The sequence below is a fragment of the Streptomyces phaeofaciens genome (assembly GCF_014648915.1).
Classification (GTDB): domain Bacteria; phylum Actinomycetota; class Actinomycetes; order Streptomycetales; family Streptomycetaceae; genus Streptomyces; species Streptomyces phaeofaciens.
This window is the reverse complement of record NZ_BMSA01000003.1, coordinates 287,250-305,580: the sequence shown is the minus strand read 5'-3', so window position 1 is coordinate 305,580 and position 18,331 is coordinate 287,250. Positions and strand designations below refer to the sequence as shown.

Here is an 18,331-nt window from a genome sequence, read left to right as displayed (position 1 = left end):
ACGCCGCGTCCTCGTGCGAAACGAGCCGGTACGCCCGCTGGTCACCGCCCTGCCGCAAACCGGCTCAGAGATCGAACACGCGGGGGTGATGGTGGAGGGCGTCCGCGTACGCCGGTACACGCGCCCGCGGAGCCGCCCCCGGCCCGCTGAGCGGTGGGTTCAACAGATCGTCAGATGGATCGACCGGGTCGGCGGGCGTGCGCCGCGGACCGGGAGCCCGTCGAGTGCGTGAGCGAATCACCCGAACGGCCGCGGTCCTGCCGTGGCCCCGCCGTGGTCCCCGCCATGATCCCGGGAAAGTGTGATGAACGGTCCCTGCGTCACTCGTACGGCGGCACAACCCACGGGGGTGTCACGCGTTGACACAGCGCCGGGCATCCCCGCCCAGGTGTTTGTGTCACATTCCCCAAGGAGCACTCTTCATGTCGCGTATCGCGAAGGGCCTGGCCCTGACCTCCGTTGCCGCCGCGGCCGTCGCCGGCGCCTCCGGCATCGCCGCCGCCGACAGTGGCGCGAACGGCGTCGCCGAGCACTCCCCGGGCGTGCTGTCGGGCAACGTCATCCAGGCGCCCATCCACGTGCCGATCAACATCTGCGGCAACACGATCAACGGCGGCGGCCTGCTGAACCCCGCGTTCGGCAACACCTGCGTCAACGACTGACGTCACGGAACCACTTCGCCGAACGGCCGCCCTTCCGCCAGGAGGGCGGCCGTTCGGGCTGTGGGGGTTTCCCCCTTCGCCGGGGATCGTTAGGCACGGCGTCAGAATTCCCCGTGGTGACGCGCGTCGCGCGGTCGCCGAAGAAAGGAACCCGATGAAGTCCCTGAAGGCTGCCGCCGTCGTTGCCGGGTCCGTCGTCCTCGCCGGTGCCGCCGCGCCCGCGTTCGCCTACGACGCCGCCGACATGACGCCCACCAGCCTCAACGGCGCCGTGGACACGCTCGCGAAGGGGCAGATCGAGCCCGCCGACGTGATGCCGCTCCAGCACCAGTCCAACGCCCTCGACACCGAGAACAAGGGCTCCGTGCTCCACAGCGTCGACGGCGCGGCCAAGGCACTCAACGCGAACGCCCCCCAACTCCTCGGCGGACTGCCGCTCCAGGGCTGAGCGACGCCGCACCGAAGGGCCGGCTCCGTGGGACGCGGAGCCGGCCCTCGACGCGTTCCGGCACCGTCCCCCGCCGGTCCGTCGGCCCTGTTCGACCCCGTCCCTCGTTCGTGTGGAGCGCCCCGCCGCCGTCCTCCGCACGGGTGAGAAGGCGGACGGCGGCCCGCCGGCGCGCCGATATGGTCGCGCGGTGACCTCAACCCCAAGCACCACCCGCCCCTTCCGCGTGACCGACCTGGGCACCCTCGTCGTGATGCCGTGGAGCGGCGAGACCCCCGACGGCGCCGACATGCCCTACCTCCTCGCCTACTCCCTCGGCGACGCGGCGGACGGCGGCGCCGAGACCACGACCGCCGCCGTCGAGCACCTCCTCGTCGACAACGGCCTGCCCGTCGGCGGCGACCTCGTCGACGGCACCGAGCGGCCGGGCCTGCCGGTGACCCTGCTCGTCGAGTCCGGCGCCGCCGTCCTCAACATGCCGGGCCTCAACGCCCAGTGCGTGCCGCCGCCCGAGTGGCTCGCCGCCGTCGAGGAGCGCGGCTACGCCTACCTCGTCTTCACCACCCGCCCCTGGCCCGAGGCCGTCCCCGGACAGCCCGTCGACGCCGAGGCACTGGCCGCCTTCGCCGGCGCCGAGGAGACGCTCACCGCGGCGGCGCACGTCGTCCTGCCCGCCCGCAGCCTGCGCGGCTGAGGCCCATGACGACGGCAGCGGGCGGCAGCCGCGCCTACGCCCTGCTGCTCGTCCTCACCGGCGCGGCCGGGCTGCTGGCCTCCTGGGTCATCACCCTCGACAAGTTCAAGCTGCTGGAGGACCCCGGCTTCACGCCCGGATGCAGCCTGAACCCCGTCGTCTCCTGCGGCAGCGTCATGACGAGCGACCAGGCCTCGGCGTTCGGGTTCCCCAACCCGATGCTGGGCCTGGTGGCCTACGGCATCGTCGTCTGCGTCGGCATGAGTCTGCTGGCCGGTGCCGTCCTCCCCCGCTGGTACTGGCTGACCTTCACGGCCGGCTGCCTCTTCGGCGTCGGGTTCGTGTCCTGGCTCCAGTTCGAGTCGCTGTACCGGATCAACGCGCTGTGCCTGTGGTGCTGTCTGGCGTGGGTCGCCACCATCCTGATGTTCTGGTACACCGTCGCCTTCGACGTACGCCACCGCTTCCTCCCGGCGCCGGATCCGGTCAGGGTGTTCCTCGCCGACTTCGCCTGGGTGCCGCCGCTGCTGCACATCGGGGTCGTCGGCATGCTGGTCCTGACGCGCTGGTGGGATTTCTGGACGAGCTGACAATGCCGCTGTCCGGCAATTGCTGCACTCGGGGGATTGTTGAGCTGATGCCGTTTTCCGGCTCGTTACCCGGTACGGACGCACCGCCCCCCGGAACACCGCAGAAAGGGCCCGTACCCGAGATGAAGCCGACCACCCGAGGAACCCTCGCCGCCGTGCTGACCTGTGTGGCGGCCGCGGCCGGCGCCGCCGTCGCGACCCCCGCCGCCGCGGTCGACACGGTCCCCGTCCCCCTCCCGCTGAACGGCGTCGAGCAGTCCCTCGGCATGGAACTGCCCACGGCCGGCGCCGAGATCCCGCTGCCGGTGCCGGGCGCCCCCGAAGGACCGCGGTACGTCGAGGGCAGGCTGCTCCCGGAGCGGGCCGTCCCGCAGCTGCCCGTCGGCGCCGGCCTGCCCGGCCTCGGCCTGCGCGCCCCCGTCGCGGAGGTCCCCGGCGACGACTTCCGGCACGTCGGTCTCGACGTCCCCGCCTCCGGCCTGCGCACCCTCGGCCCCGGCCTGGCCCTGGACGCCCCGCTCACCGCCCCCGACCCCGACAACTTCGGCCTCCCGGACCCGAAGCTTCCGCAAGCCGGCGTGATCACCCCGGTCCTCCAGGCGGTGCCCGGCGCGAACCTCGGCCTCGGCCAGGGGCTGTAACGCGGCCGCCGGGCCTCGGCAGCGGGCCCGGACGTCCCCGTCCGGGCCCGTTGAGCCGTCTCCGGCGGCGTTCCGGTGTTTCCGACGGGCCGTTCGGGGGCCGGGCGGTGACCCGACGGGGTGCTCGGCGGTTACCCGTACGGAGATCCGAACCGCACGAGGAGCACACCATGACCACAAGCGTCGACGGCGTACCCGTACCCGCGGCGACGGCGGGCCCGGCAAGACCCAGAAGCAGGCGAGAGCTGCTGCGTGTCCTGCTCGCCCCCGCCGCCGCCCTCGTCCTCACCCCCGTCGTCGCCGCCTCCTGGCCCACGGACCCGCATCCGGACCCGACACTCGCCGGGCCCGGATCCGGATTCGCCTTCGACGAGGTGTACCGCGGCCGGCGCATCCAGGGCGTCCCCACCAGAACGGGCGGCCGTGCGGCCGCCGTCGACCCCCGCTGGCAGGTCACGGTCGACGGCCGCCCGCTGCACCTGATGCGCCGCGCCGACGGCACCTGGCTGAGCATGGTCGACCACTACCGCTCGTACCCCACCCCGCTGGAGGCGGCCCGCGCCGCCGTCGACGAGCTGGGCCCCGGCGAGCAGCTGCGCGACACCGGCGAGGGGGACGGCGGTACGGAACAGGGGGGACACCATGGCCTACACGCGTAAGGACGTCACCACCCTCACCGCCTCCGAGCGCCGCCGCTTCGTCAACGCGCTGCTGGAGATCAAACGGCGCGGAGAGTACGACGAGTTCGTGCGCAGCCACATCGACTACTACGTCTCCGACGGCGAGGGCGGACTGCGGACGGCCCACATGGCACCCTCCTTCCTGCCCTGGCACCGCCGGTTCCTGCTGGACCTGGAGAACGCGCTGCGCCGGGTCGACTCCTCGGTGACGGTGCCGTACTGGGACTGGACGCGCGCCCGCTCCGTCGGCGCCGCGCCCTGGACGAAGGACCTCCTCGGCGGCAACGGACGCAAGTCGGACCGACAGGTGACGACCGGGCCGTTCGCCTATTCCACCGGCAACTGGACCCTCAAGGAGAACATCACGGACAGCAGGTTCCTCACCCGGGACCTGGGCCGGGCCGCCAACCCGATCGAGCTGCCGACCAAGGCCGACGTGGACGGCGCGCTGAGCGAACCGGTCTACGACGTCTCGCCCTGGGACTCGACGTCCAACCGGGGGTTCCGCAACCGACTGGAGGGGTGGGGGACCGGCCGGGGCAGCGCCGCCTGGCGCACCCACAACCGCGTGCACCGATGGGTCGGCGGGGAGATGCTCGGCGGCGCGTCCGTCAACGACCCCGTGTTCTGGATGCACCACGCCTTCATCGACCTGGTGTGGACCCGCTGGCAGCAGCGCCACCGTGAACACCGGTACCTGCCCGCCGAACCGCCCGGCCCGGGCAGCCGGCAGTACCGCAGGGTCGTCGCCCGCCACGAGAAGCTCCCGCCCTGGAACGTGACGCCGGATCAGCTGGAGGACGTGGGGCGGATCTACCGGTACGCGTGAGAAGCCGTCACCGCCCGGCTTCGTCGATTCCGCGGTTCACATGGGGAGAGCCCCGGCGCTCGAGGTGCCGGGGCTCTTCCTGGTGGTGCGGGGGAAGCGCGCGTCAGTCGCCGTAGCCGTAGCTGCCGTCCTGGTGGCTGCCGTCCTGGTGACCGCCGTCCTTGTGGCCACCGTCCTTGTGGCCGCCGTCCTTGTAGCCGTCTTCCTTGTGGTGGTGGCCGCTGACGTTGGCGCACTTGTTGCCGAAGGCCGGGTTCAGGGCGCCGATGATGCTGATGGTGTTGCCGCAGACGTTGATCGGCACGTGGATCGGGGCCTGGACGACGTTGCCCGACAGGACACCGGGCGAGCCCACGGCCGCGGCCTGCGCACCCGAGTCCGCCATGGCCAGGCCGGCTCCGCTGACCACCACGGCGCTGGTGCCGAGGGCAACAGCGGCCACCTTCGCGATGCGAGACATCACGTTCTCCTTAAGTGAATCGGTTCGCGCGGCGGCAAGGGGTGCCGTCGCACGCCCCGTTCAACGCGGCCGCCCGGAGCGGGTCACGGCACGTCGGCACGGATCACCCTTTCTGAACAGCGGGCGCCGTACGGACGAGCGGCCGGGGTCAGCGGTCCTGGAGGTGTGCCGCGACGAAGTCGGCCAGGGTGGCGATCGACTGAAGGCTGTCCAGGCTGAGGTCCAGCATGGCGACGTCCACCCCGAAGCGGGCGTCGACGGCGCCCAGCAGGGTCACGCCGGCCAGCGAGGTGAGGGCGATCTCCGGCCCGAACAGGTCGGTGTCCGCGGGGAGTTCCGCCACCACGGCAGGCTCCAGCCGGGCCGCCTCGGCGATCATCGAGCGCAGTTCCCGCTCCACGGCGGCGCGGTCCAGGGTGTCCGTCACGCCTCGGTGTCCTCTCGGTCGGATACGTGCAGATAGGGGGGCGGCTCGGGGAGGTCGCCGTGCAGCGGCCGGGCGAGGACGGCCGAGTCGGGAGCGCCGCCGGGAGTGTCGTCCGTGCGGCGCAGGCCCGCCTGGCGGAGCAGGATGCGCATCTCCAGGTTGGCGTCCGTCGGGCGCAGGGTCACCCGGAAGGTACCGGCGCCGGCCGTTCGGGCCCGCCCCATCAGCCGGAACAGGAAGGCCGCCGCCGCGCCCCGGCCCGCCACCCGGCAGGACAGCGCGAGCAGCGGAACCGACCAGACGGCCGGGTCGGTGCGGTCGACGAGGGCGGCGCCGATGATGCCGTACGCGCCGAAGCGGTCCGCCATCCGGGCGGTGTACAGCTCGTGGCCCTCCGTGGCGGCCAGCTCGCCCAGCCGGTCCGGGGTGAGGCCCGAGGAGTTGAGACGGTGGGTACGGGCGGCGAGCTCCAGGGCGCGGGGGACATCCTCGGGTGTGGCCGCGCCGACGGTGAGCCGCATGTCGCACCAGCGCAGGAACTCCTCCCGGCTGCCCTCGAAGCGTTCGCTCTCGGCCCGGCGGTTCTCCTCGGTGCGGTAGCGGCCCACCCGCGCGCGCGACTCGGCGGTGACCTCGCGGCCCTCGAAGACGGCCAGCAGCTCCGGCACCTCCTGGGGGGCGAGCGTGCGGACGCCGGGCAGCAGGGCCTCGACCTCGGCCCGCTCGTACGGGGAGTCGTCCACCAGGACGAGGGCCTCCACGGCGATCCCGAGGTCCTTGGCGATCCGGCGCAGCGACTCGCTCTTGTCCTGCCAGGACACCTGCGGGGCCAGGAAGCGCTCCCGCACCTCCGGGCGGCCGGCGAGCCGGTCGAGCACCGTCGGCGCGCTGCGGCTCGCGATGCTGCTGAGCACGCCGCGGGCCGCCAGCGCGTCGATCGCGGCCAGCATCTCGGGGCGGGGCGTGGGGAGTTCGTCGGTGGGAGTCTCCACGGCGATGTCGTCCCAGAGGGTGCCGTCGAGGTCCCAGACGACGCACTTGACGCTGTCGGGGTCGTAGCCGGTCACCGGGTGCCGCCGCTCTCCGGCAGGAACAGCTTCATCGCCAGGCTGGTGGGGTCGAAGCCGAACTTGCGGTAGACCGTGCGCATCGGGACGTTGCCGACGTGGACCCGGCCGACGACCTCCGTGATGCCGTTCGCCAGACAGAACTCCAGGCCCGCGGTGAGCAGGAGCTCGGCGACGTCACCGCGGTTGTCCAGCGGGGCGACGGCGAGGGAGCGGAAGTTGGCGTAGCGCTCGCCGGTCATCGCGTTCTGGTTGATCGACACCCAGCACCAGCCGACGGGCTCCTCGCCCGGACCGTGGGCGACGATCATGCCCTCCTTGGACTTCTCCATGGCCCGGCCGAGACGGGCCGCCCAGCGCGCCGGATCGTCGATGGCGTCCTCGCCGAAGGACACCCGGGCGATCTCCGCCTCGAACGCCCCGATCGCCGGGAGGTCGCGCTCGTCGGCCTGACGGGTGACGTAGGGGCGGGACCGCTGTTCGAGGGCGGCGCGGGTCTCGGCGGTGGGAGGGTGCCAGCCGATGGTGCGGGTGGAGGGGGGTTCGGTGGGGGCCTGCTGGGCTGCGGGAGCCTGCTGGGCTGCCGGGGTCGCGGCGGTGGCCGGGGCGGTGGCCGGTGCAGCCTGCTGAGGCTGTACTTCCGGCTGGGTCTCCTTCTGCGCCTCCGGCTGTGTCTCCGGTGGGGCCTCCGGCATCAGGCGGCCCGGCCGGAAGGGGCCCTTGCCGCACCGGGGGCAGCCGTCCGTGCGCAGGGCGGCGACCGACGTCCAGCGGGCGCCGGGGCCGACGGGGACGATCTCGCCGCACGCCACGCACTCGTACGCACGCTGCCGGGTCCGCTTGTCGCCGGTGTAGAGGGGACCGCTGTAGTCGCCCTGCGCGGAGGCGGTCGAGCGGGTGGTGAGGAGCTGCTGGAAGAAGCCGACACCACCGAGGATGCCGCTGCCCTCGTACTCGTTGAAGTTGCGGATGTAGCCGTTGGTGACCAGGCCGAGGGCCATGATCTCCCGCTGGACCTCGAGCATCTCGTCCGGGCTCTTGCCGCCGAAGGAGAAGAAGACGCTGTGCGCGGGACCGGGCCGCAGGCCCTCCACCGCGCGGGACAGGAAGAGCCGGGCACCCTCGGGGGTGTACGGCGGGTCGGTCATCGCCACGTCGTGCCGGCCGTGCAGTTCGGCGGGCAGCGGTTGGCGCAGATCGTGCCGGACCGTCTCGACCCGGGTGCCGAGCCCCGCCGACACCTTCTGGATGTAGTCGAGGATCTCGCTGGAGATGTCCACGACGGTCACCCGCTCGACGATCGGCGCGCCGAGCACGTCGCCCACGACGGCGACGGCGAGCGACACGAGGTCGTCGTCACCGACCAGCAACAGGGAGCCGCCCGGCAGCGCGCCCGCCGTCAGCAGCGCGAGCACCCGGCGCACCTTGGTCTCGGCCGTGCAGTGCGACTGGTCGATCGCCATGTCGGCGGCCGGCCCGGACTCCATCAGGGCGCGCAGCCGCCGTACCGCCTCGTCCAGCACGTCGGGGATCACCAGCTCACGGCCGTCGCAGGTGCGGCAGGTGGCGTCGAGGGTGAGATCCATACCGAGCTCGGCGACGACGTCCTGACCGGCCTCGGTCAGCCGGGACGGACGCTCCTTGGTGACGAGCCCCCGCCGGCGCAGTTCGTTGCCCAGGGCGGCCACGATCGGGACGGGCAGGCCGGTGGCGCGGCTGAGGTCCTTGGTGGAGGCGGGGGCGAGGCGGCGCAGGGCGCGCAGGACCGAGCGAACTCCGGGCGGGCCCTCCTGGAGCCTGACGGCGTCCGCGACTTCCGTGAGCACTTGATCGGCGGTGGTACTCCGGGGGTGCCGACTCGCGTTCGTCACAATGCTGCTCCAGGCCAGCCGATGGATTAGGGAGTATCGAGTATACGGGCTGGTGAGGGCGTGATCGGACTCGGTGCGGCGGCCGGGAACAGAAAAGTGCCACATGAATTCTTCACAGGTATTCACGGTGGATTATCGGGCCCGGTTCTCAGGAATTCGGCACCGATGGTTTCCGGCCGAATCCGCCGGGCGTCCCCGTACCCCTTGACACCCTGCGCTCGCGCGCCCCGAAGCGCCCCGGATGCTACGCTGGGCTCCACCGAGCGCCGGTCACCGGCCTCGTGACCTTTTTCTTCGGCCGCGCGGACCAGCGCGGGATCTATGTGAAAGGAGACGGGGGCAGCGCCGCGTCGCCCCCGGTTCCCCATGACCAATCCTGCCAACCTCGCCACCGAGGGCATAAACGTCGACGATCTCTGCTCCTATGCCGTCGACGTATGGGTGAGCGACCACAGCATCCTCACCGACGAGGAGCGCCTCCTCCAGGTGCTGCGCACGGCCGCCGAAAAGGGAAACGCCACGGTACTCGGTGAATCGTCGCACGTATTCCCGAATGGTGCGGTCACTGCCATTCTTCTGCTTTCCGCGTCGCATCTGAGCATTCACACCTGGCCGGAATTCAGCCTGGCGAACGTCGACCTGCTCGCCTACGGCCGACTGAACGGCGAACGGATGATGCAGAGCGTGGAGCTGGGCCTTTCGCCGACGAAGATCAATGTGACGCGCATGCTGCGCGCGGTGCACTGACCATTCCGGCTGTTCCCGCGGAGGGTTCACCGGGATTTCCGAATCCGTCGGCTGTTCCCGCCTTTCGGGTCGATGTGTCGTGGGCTCGCCTCGGTGACGCCCGCGACGGTCTGCTGAACCTCCTCGACACCGTGGAACGCGGCCGGTACGAGGCGACCGTCCGGCCCGCCGACCAGGGCCGCTTCCTCGTCGGCTGCGCCCTCAGCCGCCTCGTCCTGGGCGAGCTGCTCGGCGTCCCCGCCGCACAGGTTCCCCTGCGGCGCGTGTGCCCACGCTGCGGCGGCCCGCACGGCAAGGTGCGGCTGGCGGACATGCCGGACACACCGCCGTACGACTTCTCCGTCACCCACAGCGGCGAGGTCATCGGTGTCGCCGTGTGCCGGGGCGCCCAGGTGGGGCTGGACGTCGAGGAGGGCGACGGTGCCGTCGACGTCGACACGGCGGCGCGTACGGCCCTGGCCGCGCCCGAGCTCGCCGCGCTGAACACCCTCCCGCCCACCGGGCGGAAGGCCGCCTTCCTGCGCACCTGGACCCGCAAGGAAGCGGTGCTGAAGGCCCTCGGTGTGGGCTTGGGCCTCCCGCTGCGCGAGCTGCGCATGTCGGCCCCCGACACCCCGCCGGCGGTACTGACCTGGCCGCCCCGGCTCACCCCTCGGCCGCCCCTGCCCACCATGGCGGACCTGGTGGTGGACGGCTCGCATCCGGCGTCGGTCGCGGTGATCGGGGCACACGGCCTCCGCCTGGTCCGGCGCGACGGGACGGCCCTGCTGGCGCGCTACGGGCGTTGAGCCTCAGTGGGTCGGCCGGAATTCCGGGCGGCCTTCCGGCGAGCGGATGCCGACCCTCAGCCCATGCTCTCGAGGCGGTCCAGCGTCGCCTGCGCCTTCGCACGTGTGTCGGCGGCGAAGCACTCGGGGTTCTGCTTCACGAGGTAGGCGTAGGTACGCGTACCGAAGAGCCAGTCGTCGTCGCGCCCCTCCTGGTTGTAGAACGAGTCCGCTTCCGCCTTCTGCGTGGCGGCGAGATCCTTCACCTTGGCGCAGTCCGCCGCGCCCTTGTCGTCCCCACCGTTGTCCGCCGAGGCCCGGCCCATGAGGAACCCGCCGACGGCGAGGCCGAGGGAGACAAGAACCGCGGCCGGCACGAGACCGACGGCGGCCCAGGTCCGCGGCCGCTGCCGGCCGGAAGAGGCAGGCTGATGCGTCGTGATGTCTTCCATGAATCCCCCGTGCTCCTGGGTAGATAATCGAATGAACGGGCCTGACCTGGTTGTTTATTGACGATGAGTGAAGTTGCCGAACACCCGTTCCCCCGCTCCGTGGAACGGTGTGCGCGGCATCCGTATGCTCCGGCCATGAAATTCTTCCGGATACGCGGCCGAAACAGCGCCGGGCGGACGACGAGCACCCCTGTGGACCGCGCCCATGCCCTGTACAAGGCCGGGCGCTACGCCGAGGCGGTGGCCGAAGCCCGTGCCGTGGCCCGGTCGCTGCCCGGTGAAGACACCTACGCGCCGCTGGCGTTGAGCATCATCGCGAACGCGACGGGCGCCCAGGGCCGTCACGCCGAGGCTCTCGCCCTGTACGACGACGTGCTGCCGGGCGTCGGAAGGATCTTTGGAGCCGGCCACTGGCAGACCTTGAAGCTGCGCTCGGACCGTGCCCAGACGCTGGCCGCGCTCGGTCGGTACGCCGAGTGCGAGACGGAGTGCGCGGCCGTCGGCCGCGGTACGGGGCTACAGCTGCAGATCACGGCGAGGGCCGCCCGCAACGGACTGGTCTTCGCCCTCGACGCGCAGGGGCGCCACGTGGAGGCCGAGGCCCTCGCCCGCGAGGACCTGGCCGCCCATGACGAACCGGACCGGCTGTCCCTGGTACTGCGGCTCGGCCTGGCCCGCAGCCTCAGCGGACAGGCCCGGTACGAGGAGGCCCTCGCCGAGGCGGAGCGCGCCGGCGAGTTGCGCCGCGCTCTGCCCGAGGACGATTGCCGCCCGGAGACCGGTGCCGTCGAGCTGGCCGTGGCCACCGCCCTCCTGGGGCTGCACCGCGCTACCGAAGCCCGCCGTCGAGCCACCGCCGCTCACGACGCCTGCATGGCCTCCTTCGGCCCGGACCATCGCCGCACCGTCGAGGCCCGGGCGCTGCTCGACCGCATCGACGCCGCTTGACCGCTCCGCATCGGCCGCACGTCGAGCCGCCCCCGGTGAGGCGCGGCCCCCTGACCGGAAAAGGCGGCTGGAGGCGGCGGGGGAGCCCCGGAGCGGCGCGGCGAGGGCTGATCTTCTCGCCAAAGATTTTCGACACGTACGCGACAGGGCCACCCGCGAAAACCCGGTGACAGTCGGACGGCCCCGGAACCTCCCTTTGATCATCGAGGGAGTGTCCGGGACTTCGTCGTAGCGAGCGAAAACCGCTTCGACCAGCAAAAAAGCCCTCCCAGAGGGAGGGCGGAGACTTGCGCCCCCGGCAGGACTCGAACCTGCGGCCAAGCGCTTAGAAGGCGCCTGCTCTATCCACTGAGCTACGGGGGCCGGTGTGGTGGCCTCGTACGTGCTGCCCGGGTGTGGGCTGATCCGTGACGTTGCCGGGGACAAGGATAGGGCTCCCGGTTCCTTGTCCCTGTTGCTTCGCCTCCGTGGCTCAATGTGGAGGTTCAGTGAAGCGGTCCTGATAATCGCAGGCAGGTGCGAATCGTGCATCGCTTTTGGCGCCTCGAACCCCGGGTGTTGTGCACTCGTTATGCCTGGGCTGTGGCTGTGTCCCAGTCGCACCTTCCGTCCCTTGTGTCCTATCGGCGCGCAGACATGCCTATATGCTTCATAAATCCCCTAAAATTGGGCATTCTTCGCATGTGGTGACCTTGGACGTACGGCCTCAACTGCTCGACGCACTCTCCGCCCTGCGCGACCGTGTCGCCGCCGCACGCTTCCCGCTGCCCCTGGCGGGGGCGCCACGCGCGCGTGCCAACCGCGACGAACTGCTCGCCCAGCTCGACGACTATTTGGTGCCCCGCCTCAGACAGCCCGAAGCGCCACTCCTGGCCGTTGTCGGAGGCTCCACCGGCGCCGGCAAATCGACGCTCGTCAACTCCCTCGTGGGGCGGCGCGTCAGCGAGGCGAGCGTGCTGCGGCCGACGACCCGGACACCGGTCCTGGTCTGCCATCCGGAGGACCATCACTGGTTCAGCGGCATGCGCGTCCTGCCCGACCTCACCCGCGTGTGGATGCCCCATCAGGAGCCGTCCGACGACCTGTTGCCGACCGGCCCGGACGGCCGGCGCGTACTGCGCATCGAGACCGCCGAGACCCTCCCGCCGGGCCTCGCCCTCCTCGACGCGCCCGACATCGACTCCCTCCTCGCCGACAACCGCGTCCTCGCCGCCGAGCTGATGTGTGCCGCCGACATCTGGGTGATGGTCACCACGGCCGCCCGATACGCCGACGCCGTGCCCTGGCATCTGCTGCGCACGGCGAAGGAGTACGACGCCACGCTCGTCACCGTCCTCGACCGGGTGCCCCACCAGGTCGTCGGCGAGGTATCCCGGCAGTACGGCGCCCTCCTCACCAAGGCGGGCCTCGGCGACGTACCGCGCTTCACCGTGCCCGAACTGCCCGAGTCCGCCTGGGGCGGAGGACTGTTGCCGGCCAGCGCCGTGGCCTCCCTGCGGACCTGGCTGGTCCACCAGGCCCAGGACCCCGCCGCCCGCCGCCAGGTGCTGGCCCGGACCGCCCACGGCGTCCTCGACTCCCTGAGCTCCCGGATGCCCGAACTGGCCAGTGCCGCCGCCGCGCAGTACGCGGCCGCGCTGCGGCTCACCTCGGCCGTCGACGGGGCGTACGACAGCGAGTACGCGCGGGTGCGGGGCCGGTTGCAGAGCGGCGCCGTGCTCGCCGGGGACGCGCTCAAGCGCTGGCGCGCCTTCCCGCTGGACTGCACCGCCGGTGAACTCCTGGACGCCCTCGTGGAGAGCCTGGCCGCGCTGCTGCTCTGCGCGGTCACCGCCGCCGACGAGCGCGTCGACGACGCCTGGCGCCGCGAACCGGCCTCCGACGCACCGGCGCTGACGGACCGGGACCCCCTGCCGGACAACGCCGAACACCGCATCGGCCTGGCCGTACGGCGATGGCGGCGCGAGCTGGAGGAGTACGCGGAGGACGAGGTGCGCGCCCTGGAACGCGGGGCCGCCCCCGATCCCGAGGCGGTCGCCGCGCTCGTCGCCACGGTCCTGCTGGGCGGCCGCCGGGCGCGCTCCGCCGGCGAGGGCCTCGCCGAGCGGCTCGGGGCGCACGGCGCGCTGCGGCTGCGCGACCGGGGCGGACGGCTGCTCGGCGAGCACCTGGACCGCGTGATGCACACCGAACGCGAGCGCCGGCTCGCCCCGCTCGAAGCTCTCGACGTCCATGCCGAGCCCCAGGCCGAACTCATCGCCGCGCTGTCCGTACTGCAGAAGGAGAGGTGACCGGTGACCGCTGTCACTGACCAGGACCACACGGACCACACGGATCACACGGGCCGCTCGGATCACACCGATCACACGGGCCGCACGGGTCACACCGACCGCACAGGTCGCGCCGATCGCGCCGATCGCACGCATCACATGGATCACACGGACCACGGCCATTCGGCGGACGACCGGGCCCACGAGGAGGGCGACCACTCCGTGACGGACACCCCCACCGGAGAACCGTCGGGCGAGGGGACGGCCACGGCCCCCGAGGACACCCGGCACGAGCGGCCGGCGAAGCGCCCCGACGCGGGCCCGGACAGGGGCCAGGACAGGGGTCCTGCCGGCGGCCCGGACGGCGGCCCGGACGAGGAACCCGCCGGGGGCGGCCGTACACGGGAGCGCGCCGAACGCGCCCCCACGCGCGTGCCACGCGATCCGGGAACCGACCGCGCCGCGGACGACCGTACGGGCGCCCCCGCGGACGCCCCCGCCGACGACCGTACGGACTCCGCCGGCGCCTGGGACGACGGGCTCATCGCGCGCCGCGTCAACGAGGGCACCGGCGCCGAACAGGGCGTTTCCCCGGAGTCCCGGGTCGGCGCCGCACCGGCCGCCCCCGCCCCGCTCGCCTACGACGGCCCGCTCCGCTCCCGGCTCGACGCCCTGCGCGAGCTGGTCGGGCTGTCCCGCGCGCGGCTCGACAACCGGACGCTCGCCGAGGCCGGCCGCGTCCTGGACGAGGCGGGGGCCCGGCGCAAGCTCTCCGGGCAGCACACGGTCGTCGCCATCGCGGGCGCCACGGGCAGCGGCAAGTCCCAGCTGTTCAACACCCTCGCCGGGGTCACCATCTCGGAGACCGGTGTACGCCGGCCCACGACCGCCGCGCCCATCGCGTGCAGCTGGAGCGACGGCGCCGCCACCCTCATCGACCGGCTCGGCATCCCGGGCCGGCTGCGGCGGCGCCCCGTGCAGAGCGCGGAGGCCGAGGCGCAGCTGGACGGACTCGTCCTGATCGACCTGCCCGACCACGACTCGGCCGCCGTCCAGCACCGTGAGCAGGTCGACCGCATCCTGGCCCTGGTCGACGCCGTCATCTGGGTCGTCGATCCCGAGAAGTACGCCGACGCCGTCCTCCACGAGCGTTATCTGCGGCCCATGGCGGGTCACGCCGAGGTCATGTTCATCGTCCTCAACCAGGTCGACCGGCTGCCCGGGGAGGCCGCCGAGCTGGTCCTCGACGACCTGCGCAGGCTCCTCGACGAGGACGGCATCGCGCTCGGCGAGTACGGCGAACCCGGCGCCACCGTGCTCGCCCTGTCCGCGATCACCGGGGACGGCGTGACCGAACTGCGGGAGCTGCTGGGTCAGTTCGTCGGCGAGCGCGGGGCCGCGTCACGCCGGGTGGCGGCCGACGTGGACGGCGCCGCGGCCCGGCTGCGGCCCGTCTACGTCACCGGACAGCGCACCGGGCTCAGCGAGGAGGCCCGGGACGAGTTCGCGGGCCGGCTCGCGGACGCGGTGGGCGCGACCGCGGCGGGCGAGGCCGCCGAACGCGCCTGGCTGCGCAACGCCAACCGCGCGTGCGGCACGCCGTGGCTGCGGCTGTGGCGGTGGCAGCAGGACCGGCGGGAGCCCGCCGCCACCGGCCGGCTCCAGGTCCGTACTCAGGCCGACGAGGAGGCCACGGCCCGCCAGCGCGTCGAACAGGCGGTGCGCACGGTGTCCGACCGGGCCTCCGCGGGACTGCCCGCGCCGTGGGGGCAGGCGGTGCGGGAGGCGGCCGTACGGGGCGCCCAGGGGCTGCCGGAGGCGCTGGACGAGCTGGCCGCGCGGACCGGGCTGCCGCCGGGCAGGCCGCCCCGGCCCGGGTGGTGGCCGGCCGCCGTTCTGGCGCAGGCCGCCATGACGCTCCTCCAGGTCGTCGGCGGGCTGTGGCTGGTCGGTCAGATCGCCCAGGTGATGGCCCCGAACCTGGGGGTTCCGGTGCTGCTGATGCTGGCGGGCATCGTCGGCGGGCCGCTGGTGGAGTGGAGCTGCAAGATGGCGGCCCGCGGCCCGGCGCGGCGGTACGGGCAGGACGCGGAGAGAAGCCTGCGGGACGCGGCCGCCGGGTGCGGCCGGGCCCGGGTGCTGGATCCGGTGGCGGCGGAACTGCTGCGGTACCGGGAGGTACGGGAGCAGTACGGGAGGGTCACGGGGGTGGGGGCCGGGGCGCGGTGAACGGGGGCGCTGTGACCAGGGGGTGGCGTGATCAGGGAGTGGCGTGACCGGGGAGCGGCGTGACCGGGTGTGCGGCCGGCGCGTGGTGGGTGATCGGCGTTCGCCAGGACGTGGATCACTCGTGCGGGTGGCGGCGTTTTCCCCAGGGGTGTGGTGATCCACAGGGCTCGGCGGGCTCGGCCCGGCGGAGGCAGTCTGGCCGTACGGCGATCGCGACGGACGCGGACGCCGGTGCGGCGGCGGTACGCGGTGCGGGTGTCACCGCGGCCGACGCGCCGGACGCAGCCGTACGGGACGGGCCCGTACGGGTATCCGCCCGGGTGAGCGCCCGGGCGACGGGAGGGGTTCGCGATGAACGAGACGATGGTCTGCGCGGTGGGGAACGTGGCGACGCAGCCGGTCTACCGGGAGCTGGCGACGGGCCCGTCGGCGAGGTTCCGGCTGGCGGTGACCTCGCGCTACTGGGACCGCGAGAAGAACACGTGGACCGACGGGCACACCAACTTCTTCACGGTGTGGGCCGGCCGCCAGTTGGCCACGAACGCGGGAGCCTCGCTGAACGTGGGCGACCCCGTGATCGTGCAGGGCAGGCTGAAGGTGCGCACGGAGACGCGCGACGGGCAGCAGAACCGGACGTCGGCCGACATCGACGCCGTGGCCATCGGCCACGACCTGGCGCGCGGCACGTCCGCCTTCCGGCGGGCGTCCAGGCCCGAGGCGACCGCGGGCGCGCCCCCGTTGCCGGAGACCCACTGGGAGACGCCGCCCGGGGACTCCGCCGCGACGCCGGCTCAACAGCCGCGTGTACCGGCTGCGGTGACGTGATGCCAGGAAACACCATCAATTGATGGGACTGCGGCTTATCGATGGATCCATGTGTGTTGGCGACGAGTTCACCTCAAGTGGTCAGGTGGATTTGTCGATAAGCCCCGCCCATGGACGATCTTGGGGATAACGATTCCGAGTCGGATCGTCCATCCGATGAGATGACCGGGAAGGGTGGTACGCCCGCGTCTCTAGGATGCCGGACATAGCTCACGGGGCTTCTGATTCTGCTGGTGGGACCTCACCCCTCACATCAACGGGTCCTGCTCGAAGGGGAATTGCGTTGATTTCATCGTTCTCCGCGCCGTTCGCGCGACGGCGGGGCGCGGTCCGGCTCGCCGCGGCGGCGTTGGTGTCCGGCCTCGCCGTCGCCGGCGTGGTCGCCACCGCGGGCACGGCCGTCGCCGACGGGGCGACCCCGGGCGAGGGCGGGGCCACCGCGACCATAGGCGGCCTCGAGACGTTCGGCGCCGCCGTGATCCACGAGGAGAGCGGCGACCTGGAGGTCTCGGCGGGCCTGTTCGAGATGTCCGTCGAGGGTGGCGGCACGCTCCAGACCTACGGCGTCGACCTTCGCAACCCCACGCAGAAGGACGCCAAGTACCACGAGACGCCCTGGAGCGGCACCTCGCTCGGCGCCGGCCAGGACGCGGGCCGCGTCCGGTGGATCCTCCAGAACTCCTACCCGCAGGTCAACGATCTCGCCTCGCTCGCGAGCAGGGCCGGCATCGCCGGTGCCCTCACCGAGCAGGACGCGGCGGCCGGCACCCAGGTGGCCATCTGGCGCCACGCGGACGGCGCGGACGTCGACGCCGTCGACCCGCAGGCCGAACAGCTCGCGGACTACCTCCAGAAGGCCGCCCGCGACACGGCGGAGCCCGAGGCGTCCCTGACCCTCGACCCGCCCGCCGTCTCCGGCCGCCCCGGCGCGCCGCTCGGCCCGGTGACGGTGCGCACGGACGCCGGCACGGTGACGGTCACCCCGCCGATGGACGCCGCCACCAGCGGGGTGCGGATCGTCGACAAGGACGGCGTGGCGGTGACCACCGCGAAGAACGGCACCCAGTTGTTCTTCGACGTGCCCGAGGACGCCGGGGCCGGGACCGCCGAGCTGACCGTGCGGGCCTCGACCACCATCCCCGTCGGCCGCGCGTTCACCTCCGAGAGCCGCAGCCAGACGCAGATCCTGGCCGGCTCCAGCGAGTCGACCGTGTCGGCGACGGCGAGCGCCGCCTGGGCGACGCAGGGCGCCGTACCGGCCCTGTCCGCGGCGAAGAACTGCGCCGAGCACGGCGTGGACATCACCGCGGCCAACCAGGGCGACGAGGCCTTCGTCTTCGAGCTGATGGGCGCCGAGTACACCATCGCGGCGGGCGCCTCGCAGACCGTGACGGTCCCGCTCGAGGAGGACCAGGCCTACGATTTCACGATCGCCGGCCCCCAGGGCAGGCAGTACCGCTTCACCGGCGTCCTCGACTGCCGGACCCGGGCCGCCGAGACCGGGAACCTGACCACCCAGACCCTCAGCGAGCCGAGCCCGGCCACCGTGGGCGGCACCTCGTCCAGCGACACCAACCTCGCCGAGACGGGCGGCTCCAGCGCGACCCCGATCATCGCGGGCACGGCCATCGGCCTGGTGGTGATCGGCGGGGCGGCGCTGGTCCTGGTGGGCCGCAAGGAGCACGCGGGCCGGGACTGACCGCACCGCGCGTCCCGCCGCGCAC

General features: G+C 72.7%; 19 protein-coding genes and 1 tRNA gene. 14 read left to right on the top strand and 6 right to left on the bottom strand.

The features are described 5' to 3' along the window. The first annotated feature begins 422 nt into the window (after positions 1–422). The 7 genes from IE275_RS08285 to IE275_RS08255 all read left to right on the top strand — a co-directional run bounded on the left by IE275_RS08285 (position 423) and on the right by IE275_RS08255 (position 4,544). Complete coding sequence (locus IE275_RS08285) at positions 423–662, top strand: chaplin (protein ID WP_189709252.1); 240 nt, start codon at positions 423–425, stop codon at positions 660–662. A 154-nt stretch (positions 663–816) separates the two neighbouring features. Continuing rightward, entirely contained in the window at positions 817–1,110 is a 294-nt protein-coding gene (locus IE275_RS08280) for a hypothetical protein (RefSeq protein ID WP_189709250.1), read from the top strand. 190 nt (positions 1,111–1,300) lie between these two features. Next, positions 1,301–1,804: a DUF5949 family protein gene (locus tag IE275_RS08275; protein WP_189709248.1), complete on the top strand. Its 504-nt coding sequence runs from the start codon at positions 1,301–1,303 to the stop codon at positions 1,802–1,804. Positions 1,805–1,809: 5 nt separating this feature from the next. Continuing rightward, entirely contained in the window at positions 1,810–2,394 is a 585-nt protein-coding gene (locus IE275_RS08270; protein ID WP_189709246.1) for a vitamin K epoxide reductase family protein, read from the top strand. A gap of 122 nt (positions 2,395–2,516) precedes the next feature. Continuing rightward, entirely contained in the window at positions 2,517–3,035 is a 519-nt protein-coding gene (locus tag IE275_RS08265; RefSeq protein ID WP_189709244.1) for a hypothetical protein, read from the top strand. A 170-nt stretch (positions 3,036–3,205) separates the two neighbouring features. After that, positions 3,206–3,694 carry a tyrosinase cofactor gene (locus IE275_RS08260; RefSeq protein ID WP_189709242.1) on the top strand — a complete coding sequence of 163 codons (489 nt, stop codon included), beginning with the start codon at positions 3,206–3,208 and terminating at the stop codon, positions 3,692–3,694. Next, the gene (locus IE275_RS08255; RefSeq protein ID WP_189709240.1) at positions 3,678–4,544 is read left to right on the top strand and encodes a tyrosinase family protein; all 867 of its coding nucleotides are present in this window, start codon (positions 3,678–3,680) and stop codon (positions 4,542–4,544) included. Before IE275_RS08260 ends, IE275_RS08255 begins: the two co-directional genes overlap by 17 nt. Before the next feature lie 103 nt (positions 4,545–4,647). On the opposite strand, the gene IE275_RS47055 is transcribed toward IE275_RS08255, so the two are convergent. The 4 genes from IE275_RS47055 to IE275_RS08235 form a co-directional block, all read right to left on the bottom strand. Further along, positions 4,648–5,004, bottom strand: a complete 357-nt coding sequence (locus IE275_RS47055) for a chaplin (protein WP_189709238.1) — start codon at positions 5,002–5,004, stop codon at positions 4,648–4,650. A gap of 148 nt (positions 5,005–5,152) precedes the next feature. After that, positions 5,153–5,431, bottom strand: a complete 279-nt coding sequence (locus IE275_RS08245; RefSeq protein ID WP_189709235.1) for an acyl carrier protein — start codon at positions 5,429–5,431, stop codon at positions 5,153–5,155. Next, positions 5,428–6,498, bottom strand: coding sequence for an HAD-IIIC family phosphatase (locus IE275_RS08240; RefSeq protein WP_189709233.1), 1,071 nt, complete (start codon positions 6,496–6,498; stop codon positions 5,428–5,430). Before IE275_RS08240 ends, IE275_RS08245 begins: the two co-directional genes overlap by 4 nt. Beyond that, positions 6,495–8,324: a GNAT family N-acetyltransferase gene (locus IE275_RS08235; protein WP_189709230.1), complete on the bottom strand. Its 1,830-nt coding sequence runs from the start codon at positions 8,322–8,324 to the stop codon at positions 6,495–6,497. Before IE275_RS08235 ends, IE275_RS08240 begins: the two co-directional genes overlap by 4 nt. A gap of 411 nt (positions 8,325–8,735) precedes the next feature. Here IE275_RS08235 and IE275_RS08230 point away from each other — a divergent pair, with 411 nt between their 5' ends. Continuing rightward, positions 8,736–9,116, top strand: a complete 381-nt coding sequence (locus tag IE275_RS08230) for an S-adenosylmethionine decarboxylase family protein (RefSeq protein WP_189709228.1) — start codon at positions 8,736–8,738, stop codon at positions 9,114–9,116. Between the two features lie 74 nt (positions 9,117–9,190). Beyond that, a complete protein-coding gene (locus IE275_RS08225; protein WP_229870153.1) occupies positions 9,191–9,904 on the top strand; it encodes a 4'-phosphopantetheinyl transferase family protein in 714 nt (237 codons plus the stop codon). 56 nt (positions 9,905–9,960) lie between these two features. On the opposite strand, the gene IE275_RS08220 is transcribed toward IE275_RS08225, so the two are convergent. After that, on the bottom strand, positions 9,961–10,335 hold the full coding sequence (locus IE275_RS08220; RefSeq protein WP_189709226.1) for a hypothetical protein: 375 nt from the start codon (positions 10,333–10,335) through the stop codon (positions 9,961–9,963). 135 nt (positions 10,336–10,470) lie between these two features. On the opposite strand from IE275_RS08220, the gene IE275_RS08215 reads away from it, so the two are divergent. After that, positions 10,471–11,283: a tetratricopeptide repeat protein gene (locus IE275_RS08215; RefSeq protein ID WP_189709224.1), complete on the top strand. Its 813-nt coding sequence runs from the start codon at positions 10,471–10,473 to the stop codon at positions 11,281–11,283. Between the two features lie 290 nt (positions 11,284–11,573). Here IE275_RS08215 and IE275_RS08210 read toward each other — a convergent pair. Further along, positions 11,574–11,646: transfer RNA gene (locus IE275_RS08210), tRNA-Arg, on the bottom strand. Positions 11,647–11,966: 320 nt separating this feature from the next. Between IE275_RS08210 and IE275_RS08205 the strand changes: the two genes are divergently transcribed. The 4 genes from IE275_RS08205 (at position 11,967) to IE275_RS08190 (ending at position 18,306) form a co-directional block, all read left to right on the top strand. Then, positions 11,967–13,574 carry a dynamin family protein gene (locus tag IE275_RS08205; RefSeq protein ID WP_189709222.1) on the top strand — a complete coding sequence of 536 codons (1,608 nt, stop codon included), beginning with the start codon at positions 11,967–11,969 and terminating at the stop codon, positions 13,572–13,574. A gap of 138 nt (positions 13,575–13,712) precedes the next feature. Next, on the top strand, positions 13,713–15,782 hold the full coding sequence (locus IE275_RS08200) for a YfjP family GTPase (RefSeq protein ID WP_373299182.1): 2,070 nt from the start codon (positions 13,713–13,715) through the stop codon (positions 15,780–15,782). A 351-nt stretch (positions 15,783–16,133) separates the two neighbouring features. Further along, a complete protein-coding gene (locus tag IE275_RS08195; protein ID WP_189709218.1) occupies positions 16,134–16,607 on the top strand; it encodes a single-stranded DNA-binding protein in 474 nt (157 codons plus the stop codon). Positions 16,608–16,890: 283 nt separating this feature from the next. Then, positions 16,891–18,306 (top strand): TQXA domain-containing protein, encoded by a 1,416-nt coding sequence (locus IE275_RS08190; protein ID WP_189709216.1) that lies wholly within the window; start codon positions 16,891–16,893, stop codon positions 18,304–18,306. Positions 18,307–18,331 lie beyond the last annotated feature (25 nt).

What these genes read in the sequence shown, in the direction of transcription:
- IE275_RS08260 (WP_189709242.1), top strand. Translation starts at nt 3,206, where the DNA reads ATGACCACAAGCGTCGACGGCGTACCCGTACCCGCGGCGACGGCGGGC.
- IE275_RS47055 (WP_189709238.1), bottom strand. Translation starts at nt 5,004, where the DNA reads ATGTCTCGCATCGCGAAGGTGGCCGCTGTTGCCCTCGGCACCAGCGCC.
- IE275_RS08270 (WP_189709246.1), top strand. Translation starts at nt 1,810, where the DNA reads ATGACGACGGCAGCGGGCGGCAGCCGCGCCTACGCCCTGCTGCTCGTC.
- IE275_RS08280 (WP_189709250.1), top strand. Translation starts at nt 817, where the DNA reads ATGAAGTCCCTGAAGGCTGCCGCCGTCGTTGCCGGGTCCGTCGTCCTC.
- IE275_RS08215 (WP_189709224.1), top strand. Translation starts at nt 10,471, where the DNA reads ATGAAATTCTTCCGGATACGCGGCCGAAACAGCGCCGGGCGGACGACG.
- IE275_RS08255 (WP_189709240.1), top strand. Translation starts at nt 3,678, where the DNA reads ATGGCCTACACGCGTAAGGACGTCACCACCCTCACCGCCTCCGAGCGC.
- IE275_RS08230 (WP_189709228.1), top strand. Translation starts at nt 8,736, where the DNA reads ATGACCAATCCTGCCAACCTCGCCACCGAGGGCATAAACGTCGACGAT.
- IE275_RS08285 (WP_189709252.1), top strand. Translation starts at nt 423, where the DNA reads ATGTCGCGTATCGCGAAGGGCCTGGCCCTGACCTCCGTTGCCGCCGCG.
- IE275_RS08265 (WP_189709244.1), top strand. Translation starts at nt 2,517, where the DNA reads ATGAAGCCGACCACCCGAGGAACCCTCGCCGCCGTGCTGACCTGTGTG.
- IE275_RS08195 (WP_189709218.1), top strand. Translation starts at nt 16,134, where the DNA reads ATGAACGAGACGATGGTCTGCGCGGTGGGGAACGTGGCGACGCAGCCG.
- IE275_RS08220 (WP_189709226.1), bottom strand. Translation starts at nt 10,335, where the DNA reads ATGGAAGACATCACGACGCATCAGCCTGCCTCTTCCGGCCGGCAGCGG.
- IE275_RS08200 (WP_373299182.1), top strand. Translation starts at nt 13,713, where the DNA reads ATGGATCACACGGACCACGGCCATTCGGCGGACGACCGGGCCCACGAG.